13 protein-coding genes and 1 other RNA gene are annotated in these 12,609 nt (G+C 62.6%); 9 read left to right on the forward strand and 5 right to left on the reverse strand.

Features of this window, described 5'->3' with window-relative positions; all coding sequences use genetic code 11:
* Positions 1-31: 31 nt before the first annotated feature.
* Positions 32-976: an AEC family transporter gene (locus ADU59_RS04480; protein ID WP_068952033.1), complete on the forward strand. Its 945-nt coding sequence runs from the start codon at positions 32-34 to the stop codon at positions 974-976.
* A gap of 83 nt (positions 977-1,059) precedes the next feature.
* On the opposite strand, the gene ADU59_RS04485 is transcribed toward ADU59_RS04480, so the two are convergent.
* On the reverse strand, positions 1,060-1,704 hold the full coding sequence (locus tag ADU59_RS04485) for a c-type cytochrome (RefSeq protein WP_068952035.1): 645 nt from the start codon (positions 1,702-1,704) through the stop codon (positions 1,060-1,062).
* Between the two features lie 157 nt (positions 1,705-1,861).
* Here ADU59_RS04485 and ADU59_RS04490 point away from each other — a divergent pair, with 157 nt between their 5' ends.
* The 3 genes from ADU59_RS04490 to ADU59_RS04500 all read left to right on the forward strand — a co-directional run bounded on the left by ADU59_RS04490 (position 1,862) and on the right by ADU59_RS04500 (position 4,737).
* Positions 1,862-2,614 carry a 3-deoxy-manno-octulosonate cytidylyltransferase gene (locus tag ADU59_RS04490; RefSeq protein WP_068952036.1) on the forward strand — a complete coding sequence of 251 codons (753 nt, stop codon included), beginning with the start codon at positions 1,862-1,864 and terminating at the stop codon, positions 2,612-2,614.
* Between the two features lie 11 nt (positions 2,615-2,625).
* Positions 2,626-3,480 carry a prephenate dehydratase gene (locus ADU59_RS04495; RefSeq protein ID WP_068952600.1) on the forward strand — a complete coding sequence of 285 codons (855 nt, stop codon included), beginning with the start codon at positions 2,626-2,628 and terminating at the stop codon, positions 3,478-3,480.
* Positions 3,481-3,663: 183 nt separating this feature from the next.
* Positions 3,664-4,737: a porin gene (locus ADU59_RS04500; protein ID WP_068952038.1), complete on the forward strand. Its 1,074-nt coding sequence runs from the start codon at positions 3,664-3,666 to the stop codon at positions 4,735-4,737.
* A 60-nt stretch (positions 4,738-4,797) separates the two neighbouring features.
* Here the strand turns inward: ADU59_RS04500 and nudC are convergent, their stop codons facing one another.
* Both nudC and ADU59_RS04510 read right to left on the reverse strand, forming a co-directional pair.
* Positions 4,798-5,772 (reverse strand): NAD(+) diphosphatase, encoded by a 975-nt coding sequence (gene nudC / locus ADU59_RS04505; RefSeq protein ID WP_068952040.1) that lies wholly within the window; start codon positions 5,770-5,772, stop codon positions 4,798-4,800.
* A gap of 2 nt (positions 5,773-5,774) precedes the next feature.
* A complete protein-coding gene (locus tag ADU59_RS04510) occupies positions 5,775-6,221 on the reverse strand; it encodes an HIT domain-containing protein (protein ID WP_068952042.1) in 447 nt (148 codons plus the stop codon).
* Between the two features lie 62 nt (positions 6,222-6,283).
* Between ADU59_RS04510 and ffs the strand changes: the two genes are divergently transcribed.
* From ffs to ADU59_RS04525, 3 genes are all read left to right on the forward strand, one after another.
* An RNA gene (gene ffs / locus ADU59_RS04515) (signal recognition particle sRNA small type) lies at positions 6,284-6,380 on the forward strand.
* 69 nt (positions 6,381-6,449) lie between these two features.
* Complete coding sequence (locus ADU59_RS04520) at positions 6,450-8,324, forward strand: DNA polymerase III subunit gamma/tau (RefSeq protein ID WP_068952044.1); 1,875 nt, start codon at positions 6,450-6,452, stop codon at positions 8,322-8,324.
* 39 nt (positions 8,325-8,363) lie between these two features.
* Positions 8,364-8,687: a YbaB/EbfC family nucleoid-associated protein gene (locus ADU59_RS04525; protein ID WP_068952046.1), complete on the forward strand. Its 324-nt coding sequence runs from the start codon at positions 8,364-8,366 to the stop codon at positions 8,685-8,687.
* 51 nt (positions 8,688-8,738) lie between these two features.
* On the opposite strand, the gene ADU59_RS04530 is transcribed toward ADU59_RS04525, so the two are convergent.
* Positions 8,739-9,587, reverse strand: a complete 849-nt coding sequence (locus ADU59_RS04530) for a DUF2865 domain-containing protein (protein ID WP_068952048.1) — start codon at positions 9,585-9,587, stop codon at positions 8,739-8,741.
* A gap of 240 nt (positions 9,588-9,827) precedes the next feature.
* On the reverse strand, positions 9,828-10,442 hold the full coding sequence (locus ADU59_RS04535) for an MOSC domain-containing protein (RefSeq protein WP_068952050.1): 615 nt from the start codon (positions 10,440-10,442) through the stop codon (positions 9,828-9,830).
* Positions 10,443-10,500: 58 nt separating this feature from the next.
* Here ADU59_RS04535 and recR point away from each other — a divergent pair, with 58 nt between their 5' ends.
* The gene (gene recR / locus ADU59_RS04540; RefSeq protein WP_037104101.1) at positions 10,501-11,106 is read left to right on the forward strand and encodes a recombination mediator RecR; all 606 of its coding nucleotides are present in this window, start codon (positions 10,501-10,503) and stop codon (positions 11,104-11,106) included.
* A gap of 206 nt (positions 11,107-11,312) precedes the next feature.
* Positions 11,313-12,596: a lytic murein transglycosylase gene (locus ADU59_RS04545; RefSeq protein WP_083198118.1), complete on the forward strand. Its 1,284-nt coding sequence runs from the start codon at positions 11,313-11,315 to the stop codon at positions 12,594-12,596.
* Positions 12,597-12,609: the final 13 nt, after the last annotated feature.

Here is a 12,609-nt window from a genome sequence, read left to right on the forward strand (position 1 = left end):
GGATACTCCTTTTGCCACAAGGCTGCGCCTGATGTCCGATGTCTTCCTGAATGTCGTGCCGATTTTCGTGCTGATCCTGCTTGGCTGGCTGATCGTGCGGATGAACTATCTGAAGGCGGCGGTCGGGGACGGGCTCGGCGATTTCGTCTTTCGGGTCGCCGTGCCGGTGCTTCTGTTTCGCACCATTGCCGAAGCCGATTTCCGCGACGGTTCGCCCTGGCCGCTCTGGGTCGCCTATTTCTCCGGCGTCGCCGTCACCTGGACGCTCGGACATCTGGCCGCGACGCTGTTTTTCAAGAAGGATGCGCGCGTCGGCGTGCTTGCCGGCGTCTCGTCCGCCTTTGCCAACACCGTCTTCATCGGCCTGCCGCTGGTCTCGAGCAGCGTTGGCGAGGAAGGTGTGGTGGCCCTGTCCATCCTGCTGTCGGTGCATCTGCCGGTGATGATGATCACCGGCACGATCCTGATGGAGCGGGCCGAACGCAAGACCAGCGGCAAGCCCGGACAGAGCCCGCTCAGACTGCTGAAAGGCATCCTGCGCAATCTGGTGCGCAATCCGCTGGTCATCGGCCTGGTGCTCGGAGCGCTGTTCCATCTGATCGGCGTGCCGCTCGGCGGTCCGGTCAAGATCGTCGTCGACCAGCTGGCCGGCGTGGCAGCCCCGGCCGCGCTGATCTCGATCGGCATGGCGCTCGATAAATACGGCCTTGCCGGCAATACCGGCCTTGCCTCGATCACCAGCGCCCTGAAGCTGATCGTCCTGCCGGCGGCCGTCTACGGCGCCTGCCAGCTGCTCGGCCTCAACAGCCACTGGACGGCGGCGCTGGTTCTGACCTCATCGGTCCCCACGGGCGTCAACGCCTGGCTGATCGCCAATCATTTCAACGTCGGCCACGGGCTCGCCTCCTCGACGATCACCCTCACCACCGCGCTCGGCGTCGTCTCGGTTTCCGCCTGGGCCTATCTCCTGCTGTAGCAAACGGCGGCCTGAACGCGGACATGAAAAAGCCCGGCGCATGGCCGGGCCTGGTTCTTTCAACGGCCTCTGGAGGCCAGCTTTTATTGAGCAGGTGCTGCCTCTGTCGCCGGCTTTGCAGCCTCCCCTTCCGTGGCAGGCTTGGCAGCTTCGCCTCCGGCGGCAGGCGCCGCGGCTGCGGATACGTCGGGCAATGCGACCGGCGAATCGGACTGTTCGCGCAGCCAGGCAATCAGGTTGGCGCGTTCATCCGGCTTCTTGACGCCGGCAAAGCCCATCGCGGTGCCGGGAACATGCTTCTTCGGCGCTTCGACGAAGAAGCTCAGGTGATCGTAGGTCCAGGTCTTGTTGGCTTCGGCGAATGTCTTCATGCCGGCCGAATAGCTGAAGCCTTCATGCGAGGCGATCGGCCGCTCGACGACGCCCCAGAGGTTAGGGCCAACCTTGTTGGGCCCTCCCTTCTCGGCGGTGTGACAGCTCGCGCATTTCTTGAACACGGTCGCGCCCGCGGTCGCGTCGGCTGCCGCCAGCAGCGGCTTGATATCAACCTCGACTTCGGCCTGCGCATCGCCGCCCGCTTCGGATGCGCCTTCCGCGGCAATGATGGCAAAGCCTTCCTTTTCAGGAACTTCCGAATGGAAAATGCCTTCCGATGCGATCGACACGGACATCAAAACAAAGACAGTACCAAGAAAGGCACCCACGCCCATGTTCACATATGAGTTCATCCGCCAATGCTCCCCTTGCAACCGGCGCGAACAAAACGCCAGCCTATCTTGAAATCGCGCGGAACCTATGTCTTTTGGCTTTACGTTGCAACAGACATTATAAGCCCCGGCCTTGAGTCCTTTTGACACTTTTCCGGCGCGTTTTGAAGGCCTAAGCATGAATAGCGACAATTTGGACAAAACCCTCATTCTCATTCCCGCGCGCATGGCCTCGACGCGACTGCCGGGCAAGCCGCTTGCCGACATTTGCGGCCTGCCGATGATCGTTCAGGTTGCCTTGCGGGCACGGGACGCACAGGCCGGACGGATCGTCGTTGCGGTGGATCATCAGGACACGTTCGACGCGGTCACCGCCGCCGGTTTCGAAGCCGTGATGACGCGGGTCGACCACCAGTCCGGGTCCGACCGCATCTACGAAGCGCTGCTGAAAAGCGACCCGCACGGCAAGGCCGAAATCATCATCAACGTGCAGGGCGATCTTCCGACCATCGAACCGGAAACCATCCGCGCCGCCCTGCGGCCGCTGGAGAATCCCGCGGTCGACATCGCCACGCTGACCGTCGAAATCGAAGACGAGGACGAAAAGACCAATCCGAACGTCGTCAAGGTCGTCGGCGCGCCGCTGTCCGAAACGCGGCTGAAGGCCCTTTATTTTACCCGCGCCACCGCACCGTATGGCAAGGGGCCGCTCTATCACCATATCGGTCTCTACGCCTATCGCCGTGCCGCGCTGGAAAAATTCGTGTCGCTGCCGCCCTCCGTGCTGGAAAAGCGCGAATCGCTGGAGCAGTTGCGGGCGCTGGAGGCCGGCATGCGCATCGATGTGGAAATCGTCCAGTCCATACCGCTCGGCGTCGATACGCCGGCCGACCTTGAAAAGGCCCGGCGCCTTCTTTCTGCAAAAGCATGATCGGAACTGCAATGACCACCAAGACCAACCGGATTTCCTTTCAGGGCGACTATGGCGCCAATTCCGACATGGCCTGCCGCGACATGTTCCCGGACATGGAGCCGCTGCCATGCCAGACCTTCGAGGATGCGTTCCTGGCGGTCGAGAGCGGTGAAGCCGATCTGGCGATGATCCCGATCGAGAACACGATCGCCGGCCGCGTCGCCGATATCCACCACCTGCTGCCCGAGTCGCGGCTGCACATCATCGGCGAATATTTCATGCCGATCCGCTTCCAGCTGATGGTGCTGCCGGGCGTTTCGCGCGACGAAATCCGCACCGTGCACAGCCATATCCATGCGCTTGGCCAATGCCGCAAGATCGTGCGCGCCAATGGCTGGAAGCCGGTGGTGGCGGGCGATACGGCGGGAGCCGCCAAGCTCGTGTCCGAAATGGGCGACCGGTCGATGGCAGCCCTTGCCCCCAGGCTTGCCGCCGATCTCTACACGCTCGACATCATCGCCGAGAATGTCGAGGATACGGAAAACAACGTGACGCGTTTCGTGATCCTGGCGCGCGACCCGAAGACCATCAAGCGGCAGGCGGAAAACGACGTCATCGTCACCACCTTCGTTTTCAACGTCCGCAATATCCCGGCAGCCCTCTACAAGGCGCTCGGCGGCTTTGCCACCAACGGCATCAACATGACCAAGCTGGAGAGCTACCAGCTCGGCGGCAAGTTCATCGCAACGCAGTTCTATGCCGATATCGAAGGGCATCCGGACGATGCGCATGTCCGCCAGGCGCTGGACGAGCTGCGGTATTTTTCCGAAAAGGTCCGCATCCTCGGTTCCTACGCGGCCCATCCGATGCGGCTGGTCCTTTAGGGACACCACAACGATCCGAATGGGCTAAAACTGGCCACTGGAAATTCTGACCGGAAAATGGTTGTCTTGCGGCGGACCTTCCGCAAGGCACCGCGTTCAGATGATTCGGAAATGCGTCGTGATTTCCGGCAACAACAACGGCGCATGCCGGCTTTTGCGGCGGTGCGCAGCAAAGGTTAGCCCATGACAATCAAGATATTCCTTCTCGGCTCGACAGCAGCATTGATGACTGTGACGGGCGCCCGTGCGGCCGACGCGATTGTCGCGGCGGACCCTGAACCCCTGGAATATGTCCGCGTCTGCGATGCCTTCGGCAAAGGCTATTTCTACATTCCGGGCACGGAAACCTGCCTGAAGATCAGCGGCTACGTGCGCTTCGATTCGAACTATGGCGAAAGCCCGTATACGGGCGAAAGCAACGGCTGGGATGCCTTTACGCGCGGAACGATCATGTTCGACGCGCGATCCGACACCGAATACGGAACATTGCGCAGCTTCATCGAACTGCGCAGCGATGCAAACAACGTCACCGACACCAATACCTATCTTAACGCCGCCTATATCGAGATCGCGGGCTTCCGCGCCGGCTATGCCGATTCGCGCTACGACACCTGGCTGAATTCTGCCGGCAACATCATCAACGACGATGTGATCGACTATACCGGCGACCGGACCTCGCAGGTCAGCTACGTCTATGGCGGCGACACGGGATTTGCGGCGCTGATCGGCCTGGAGGAAGGCGCCGGCAGCTATGAGACGGGTTTTACCGCCGTGCCGGAGGTCTCCTATCGCGGCAACGACTTTCCGCATGTCATCGGCGGGGTCAGATATGTGGGAGACTGGGGCGAAATCGCAGCGATCGGTGGCTACGACACCCGGGCCGACGCCTTCGGCGGCAAGGTCCGCCTCGACGTCAAGCTCAACGACAAGGTCTCGGTCTTCGTGATGGGCGGCTATCAGTCGGATTGGGACAATGACAAGGGCCCCGGCGGCTCGCGCGAACGCAACTACTATGGCCCGTGGGATGGCGACTGGGCCGTCTGGGGTGGGTTTGCCGCGCAAATGACGGAAAAGGCCTCCCTGAACGTGCAGGCGGCCTACGAGGAAGACGGAACTTTCGCCGGCGCCCTCAATGTCGACTACACCGTTGTCGACGGCCTGACGGTGCAGCCGGAAATCAACTATACGGATTTCAGCGGCGTGCGCGGAAAAGGCAGCGCCATTGGCGGGACCATCCGCTTGCAGCGCAATTTCTGACCTGCCAAACGGCTGAAACCGAATCGGCCGACGTCCGCCATCAGCGGACGCCGTTTTCGTTTATTTCGGCCAGTCCAGCCAGTCGCGCATCAACTGATGGGCGATGGCGCCTTTCGGCGGGGGACCGAGTTCGCCCGCCGCCAGCGTCACACCGGTGTTACGGGCCAGCATTGCTGCTGTTTCCTCGCGCGTGAACCAGCGGCAATCCTCCAGTTCCTGATCATCGCGGTGGATATCGCGGGACTTGGCCTCGGCATAACAGCCAATCATCAGCGTATGCGGCATCGGCCAGGGCTGCGAGGCATGATAGCGGACGCGGCCGAGGCGGATGCCGGATTCCTCGAGCGTTTCACGCCGGACGGCATTTTCGATCGTTTCCCCCGGCTCGACGAAACCGGCGAGGCAGGAATACATGCCTTCGGGGAAATGCGGGCTGCGGCCGAGCAGGCAGAGGTCGCGCTCCAGATCGATGGTCAGCATGATGACGACCGGATCGGTGCGCGGGAAGACCATGTGGCCGCAAGCGGTGCAGACGCGGCGGTAGCCGCCGGCCTTGCCTTCCATGGCCGAACCGCATTTGCCGCAGAAACGGTTGGTCGCGTTCCAGCTGATCAGGCTCGACGCCTGGGCGAACTGGCCGAGCAGCTCGTCGGTCAGCATCTGCTGGCGATAGAGCGTGCGGCCATCGGCCAGCTTGAAAGGTTCGGGCAGCGTTTCCTCGGTGAGACCGATGGGAACGGCCAGCCGCGGCTCGCCATTGGCGAGGAAGCCGAGCAGGATGGCATCGTCGAGATCGGGTTCGAGGCCCGCCAGCTCATAGGGGGCAAACAGCGGATCGATGACCTTCTCGTCGTGCTTGACGACCAGCTTGCCGCCGGAGAAGGCAAAGACATGGGCACCGGCCTGGCGGAACGCCACCTCCAGACAATCGTCGGTACGGTGTTCGGACTGCCTGTCGAGATGATTTTCCGCGAATGCGACGAGCGTACTCGGCTCGGGATGCGGGCTGTGCAGGTCGAAGATCGATGTCGTCATGGTCAGAGATTTTCCACTATCCGTGCTGCGAATGCCTTGCGCTCGTCATCGCTCCAGGGGTCGGCCGAACCGAACCCCCAGACCGGCCCCGGCCAGTTGGCATCGCCCTCGCTGCGGGCGATCACATGGACATGGAGCTGGCGGACGATGTTGCCAAGCGCGCCGACATTGATCTTCGTCGCCCCCGTCACCTTTTTCAATGCCGAACCGACCATGTTGGTCTCGAATGTCAGCATCGTCTGGTCGAGCGGCGTCAGATCGAAGACCTCGGACACGCCATCGCGCTGGGGAATAAGCACCAGCCAGGGCCAGCGGCGGTCGTTCACGACACGAAGCTGGCAAAGACCGAGCGTGGCGACGAGCAATCCGTCGCGCTGAAGGCGTTCATCAATCTCGAAGGCGGGCAAGCAGGTCTCCCATAGACGGTGATTTTTCGTTTGTTTGCACATCGATAGCAGTTTTTTGAAGGCTTGGCTTGCATTTGGTTTCGATATTGCCGATATGAGAACCGGGAGGTTGGTGGTGGACGAGCCACTCGCCAACCGGGTCAGGTCCGGAAGGAAGCAGCCCCAACGAGCCAGGCACGGGTCATCGTGCCAGCCTCCCACCCTTTTCCTTCTGTCCGGTCTGGACACGATTTGCAGCCAAGCGGCCCCGTCTTGGGGAAAAAAAGGGCGATGAGCGAAGATATCTTGATCCCGACATCCGAGAAGCCCGCCGCCTACCGCGTGCTTGCCCGCAAGTACCGGCCGAAGGATTTCTCCGACCTGATGGTCGGCCAGGAACCGATGGTGCGCACGCTCACCAACGCATTCGAGACCGGCCGCATCGCCCAGGCCTATATGCTGACCGGGGTTCGCGGCGTCGGCAAGACGACCACCGCCCGCATCCTTGCCCGTGCGCTGAACTACAAGACCCCTGAGATCGACAAGCCGACCATCGACCTGCGCATCCCCGGCGAGCATTGCCAGGCGATCATGGAAGGCCGCCATGTCGACGTGATCGAGATGGACGCCGCCTCCCATACCGGCATCGACGATATCCGCGAGATCATCGAGCAGGTGCGCTACCGGCCGGTTTCGGCACGCTACAAAGTCTATATCATCGACGAAGTGCACATGCTCTCGACCCAGGCCTTCAACGGCCTGCTGAAGACGCTCGAAGAGCCGCCCGAGCATGTGAAATTCATCTTCGCTACCACCGAAATCCGCAAGGTTCCGATCACCGTGCTGTCGCGCTGCCAGCGCTTCGACCTGCGCCGCATCGGCGCGTCGGATCTGGTCGGCCTGTTCACCACCATTCTCGGCAAGGAAGGCATTTCGGCCGATCCGGACGCCATGGCGATGATCGCCCGTGCCGCCGAAGGCTCGGCTCGCGACGGCCTGTCGCTGCTCGACCAGGCGATCGCCCATGGCGGCGGCGTGGTCGAAGTCGAAGCGGTGCGCTCGATGCTCGGCCTTGCCGACCGCGCCCGCATCGTCGATCTGTTCCAGCATATCGTCAAAGGCGATGTTGCCGCGGCCCTTGAAGAATTCGCCGGGCAATACGAGGCCGGCGCCAGCCCCTCCGTCGTGCTGACCGACCTTGCCGATTTCACCCATCTCGTCACCCGGCTGAAATATGTGCCGGATGCCGCCAGCGACCAGTCACTGAGCGAGATCGAGCGCACCCGTGGCGCCGAATTCGCCTCTGGTATCGCCGTGACGACGCTGTCGCGCATCTGGCAGATGCTCCTCAAGGGTATTCCGGAAACCGAAAGCTCGTCGCGCCCGGCCGGCGCCGCCGAAATGGTGCTGATCCGGCTTGCCCATGCCGCCCATCTTCCCTCGCCGGAAGATGCCGCGCGGCGGCTGCTCGAACTCTCCAGCGGCGACGCTCCGCGCCAGCCCTCCGCCCCGAATGGCGGCAATGGTGGCGGGGCTCAGGCCGCGATGACCGGCTCCGTGCAGGCGCGTGGCAACGACATGGCCCCGGCCCAGCGCACCACCGGAAACGGTGCAACCATGCTGCGCGCGGTACCCGACGTGGCGCCGCTGCAGGCGATGCCTGTCGGCAGGATCGAGGAACGGCCGGTCGAAGTTGCCAAGGCCGAGCCCAAGGTGGCGCTGCGATCGGTGAGCGACATCGCCGAGCTTTGCGGCACCAATCGCGACATCAAGCTGAAGACGCTGGTGCGCGGCTTCGTGCGGCTGGTCAATCTCGAACCCGGACGGCTGGAAATCAACCTGCCGGAGGATGCGCCGAAGACGCTGGTTGCCGAGCTACAGAAGAAGTTGGAAGACTGGACCGGCATGCGCTGGATGGTCATCCTCAGCCGCGAGCCCGGGGCACCGACGCTGATCGAAGCGGAAACGCAGGCGCAGGAAAAGCGCGTCAGCGATGCGCGCCAGGACCCGGACGTCGCCGCCATTCTCGCCCGTTTCCCCGGCGCCAAGATCACCGACGTGCGCATCAAGGGACCGGAGCCGGAGGAGGAAAACGAGCCGGTGGCCGTGGCCGCCGCCGAATCCGATGAAGGCGACATCCTTCCCGGCGACGATATCGAGCACTAGGTTCCAAACACGACCACAGGATACAAAGAGGAGACGACGATGCGCGACATCATGGGCATGATGGGCAAGGTCAAGGAAATGCAGGCCAAGATGGAGAAGATGCAGGAAGAGATTTCTGCGCTCGAAGTCGATGGCTCGTCCGGCGGCGGCCTCGTGACCGTTCGCATGGACGGCAAGGGCAATCTCAAGGGCATCAAGATCGACCCGTCGCTGTTCAAGGAAGACGATGTCGAAATCCTCGAGGACCTGATCGTCGCCGCTCACAAGGACGGCAAGGACAAGGCCGAGGCCATCACCGCCGAAAAGACCAAGGCGCTTACCGCCGGCCTGCCGATCCCGCCCGGCATGAAGCTGCCGTTCTAAAGCGGTTCATCCGGCGGCTCGTTAGCCCGGGCCGCTTCCCGCCCGACTTTCTCATTCCTCGGGAAGGAAAGGCGGGCCGACAATGCGGACCTTTCTTTCCGGAATGGGCGCGAAGCTGGCCATGCCCCGAAAATCGGCATCCACCGGGCTTACCACCTTCGCATCGGCCTCATCGGCCGATGGCACGGTTTGCCGCTTCACCGTCGGGGCAGACGCGCCTTTCTGGGCAGATGCACGGGCCTCCGCCATTTTTGCCAGCACGGTCTTGTGGAAACGGGCCATGTCGCAGGCCTTGAACGGCACCGCGTCACGATAGACACCGGCACGGGGCAGATCCGCATAACGCGCGCCCGTCGTCACCGACACCATCTCGTCGGCATTCCGATCCTCACCCGTCATCCGGTAGACTTCCATCGCCGGATCATCGCAAATGAACCTGCATTGTGCGGCGATCACATCAACGTCCTTTTCGGTATTGTATCCGGAGTTCGGCGTTGGAAAATAATAGCCGTCCGAAAGCCGGACACAACGGGTCTCGATCTTCGCGGCAAGGCGCGGCAATGCATCTGCAGCACGGCGAGGCGGCGCGCGCTTGGTGACCGCCGGTTTCCAGCAGCTCTGGCCTGACGCAGCCAGACTGGCAAGACGGGTACTCACCTGCGCGATACGGCCGGCAATTTCACGGCATGCGAACGTCGATCCCGTGGCGCAGCTATACTTCACCTGCAAAGCCCGGTTGGCCGCGATCTGACGCTGAAGGGCGGCCATTTCGGCGCCGGCCTTGTTCGACACGCAATCGGCCGCCTCTACGCGACCGCCAAGGGTCACGCTCACGAACGCCACCAGCAACATGGCGCCCATTTGGCCGATACGGGCCGCGCGTCGCGGAATTCCATGCATGATGGCAGCCCCTCCCGGCAAACAGCCGCAAGCTCCCTGGCGTACTTGTCCTCGCAAGGACTCACCGGTTTCAAGTCGTCTGCGCAATCATCAACGTGATGCGGCACCCCGAATGCGGTGGCGCCCACAACAAACTCACTCATAGGTTGAACAAGATCCGGAAGAAAGTGAAATTTATGTGAATGGTTAATTCCACCGATTGCAGGCCGCCCACGATACCCGGGAACAGGCCCGCAAACCTCACATGCTGGTGAGCTTTGCCCTCAGCTTGTGATGGATAGGCGCTGCGAGATAGCGGGACCGATCCTCGCCGGACAGATTCCGGCCAAAGGTTTCCAGCATTTCCGGCATCAGCACCGGCAGGCCGGTATAGGCGTGATAGGTCACGGCATCGCCCGCCTTGACGACGCCGTCCTTGAGCACGCGGCAATAAAAGCCCGGCCGTCCGGCCCTGGCGAAACGTCGTGCAAAGCCCGGATCGCCCATCCGGGACGCCAGCGTCGCACACGGAATGCGCGCCGAGGTGACTTCGAGCTCGACCGCCTCTGTCGCAAACCGGTCGCCAACCGAAATCGTCCGGCTATCGGCACCATCGATCACCAGATTGTCACCGAAAAGACCGGGCTGCAGAACCCGCCCCAGCTCCTTCGACCACCAGTCGAGATCGGCGGAACCCAGAGCATAGACCGCCTGGTCGGGTCCGCCATGGTGTTTGCGGTTGCAGATCCTGTCGCCGACCAGCCCTTCGCGATCGATCATCACGCCGGCATCGACCGGGTGCTTGAAAATGCCGGTCCTGTAGGATTTGCCGGGCAGGATTTCGGCGCTACCGGTGCAGACGGCCAGGATTTTCATGGGCAACACCTTCCTTTCAGCGATTCCGTTCCCCGCAGATATGGAGTAGAAACGCCGCATGGCAAAGCGAGTCACCGGCCCCGAAATCGAAAAACTCATTCAGCTCCTGGCGAAGGTGCCCGGGCTCGGGCCCCGCTCGGCCCGGCGCGCGGCCCTGCATCTCGTCAAGAAGAAGGACCAGCTGCTCGGCCCGCTGGCCGATGCCATGGGCGAAGCACACCGCAAGGTCCGCATCTGCTCGTGCTGCGGCAATGTCGACACGATCGATCCGTGCAGCGTCTGCTCCGACGACCGGCGCGACAATTCCGTCATCATCGTGGTCGAGGATGTTTCCGATCTCTGGGCGCTGGAGCGGGCCAGCGCGATGAACACCGCCTATCACGTGCTCGGCGGCACGCTGTCGCCGCTCGATGGCGTCGGGCCGGACGATCTGAACATCAAAGGCCTCGTCGAGCGCGTGGCGAAGGGCGGCGTGCGCGAACTGATCATCGCCGTCAACGCGACTGTCGAAGGCCAGACGACGGCCCATTACATCACCGATCAGCTCGACGGTCTCGGCGTCAAGATCACCCGGCTGGCGCACGGCGTTCCCGTCGGCGGCGAGCTGGACTATCTGGACGAAGGCACGCTGACGGCAGCATTGAGGGCGAGGACGGCGATTTGAGGAAGAACGCGTTCGTGAAAGACAGTCTCCACGCTACGGAGTTCAAGGCAACCACGGCAAACACCGGCAGGAACTGGAAAGCCGCAATACTCTCTTCCGTCATTCCTGTGCCTGTCACAGGAATCCAGCCACGCGACGGACGTCGCGTGAAAGAGTCTCTTGCGCCATGGACATGGCGCAGCTGGATCCCCGCCACAAGGGCGAGGATGACGGAGTGTGAGGAGACGCCACGTCGAACGTCAGCCAGCAAGGCGCGTCATATTCTGTCGCTGATCGCAGCCGCCTTCATCACCCTGACACCACTGCCCGCCCTCGCCGCCTCCAAGGCCGACACCGAGGCGCAGTTTCGCCAATGGCTGCAGACCGACCTCTGGCCGCAGGCGCAGAAATCCGGGATTTCCGAAAAATCCTTCAAGGCCGCCTTTGCCGATGTGAAGCTCAACTGGGATCTGCCGGATCTCGTGCCCCCGGGCACCAAGCCGCCGAGCGAGCGGAAGCAGAGCCAGGCGGAATTCTCCTCGCCCGGGGCCTACTTTTCCGAGCAGCGGCTGCAGGGGCTGGCGGCGACCGGCCGCAGCCTTGCCAAGGAAAATGCAGCGACGCTTGCGCGGATAGAGAAGGCCTATGGTGTTCCAGGCCCCATCATTCTTGCCATCTGGGGCCGCGAATCCGGCTTTGGCCGGGCGAAAATCCCGCATCCGATCATGGACGTGCTTGCCACCAAGGCCTTCATGTCGACGCGCGGCGACCTGTTCACGCGCGAACTGATCGCCGCCCTGCATATTCTCGACAGCGGCGACGTGCGCGAGGCGGATATGAAGGGCTCCTGGGCCGGCGCCATGGGCCAGCCGCAGTTCCTGCCGACCAGTTTCCTGAAATATGCCGTCGATTTCGATGGCGACGGACGCCGCGACATCTGGAAATCGACGCCCGATACGCTGGCCTCCATCGCCAATTACCTGGCCAAGAAGGGCTGGCAGCGCGGCCGCGACTGGGGCTTCGAGGTCAACATTCCCCAAAATGTTTCCTGCGCGCAGGAAGGCCCGGATCTGGCCAAACCGATCGCGCAATGGGCGTCGAGCGGCATTACCCGGGTTTCCGGCAAGGCCTTTCCGTCCGGTGAAGCAAAAGCGGATGGCATGATGCTGGTGCCCGCCGGCCGCCACGGGCCGGAATTCATCGTCACGCCGAACTTCTACGTTATCAAGGAATACAACAATTCCGACCTCTACGCGCTGTTCATCGGCAATCTCGCCGACCGGATTGCATCCGGCGGCGGGGCCTTCAAGGGTCAGTTCGGCGATGTCGGCAAGATGCTGCGCTCGGATGTGCTGAAGATGCAGAAGACGCTGGAAGGCCAGGGCTACGATATCGGCAAGGCCGATGGTCTTGCCGGCTACAAGACGCGCCGCTCGCTCGGCGCCTGGCAGGCAAAGAACGGCCTGGCCCCGACCTGCTATCCGCAAGAGAACCTGATTGGAAAACTCTAGCCTACCGGGCGAA

Origin of the sequence: Pararhizobium polonicum, from assembly GCF_001687365.1 — a bacterium.
Lineage (GTDB): Bacteria > Pseudomonadota > Alphaproteobacteria > Rhizobiales > Rhizobiaceae > Pararhizobium > Pararhizobium polonicum.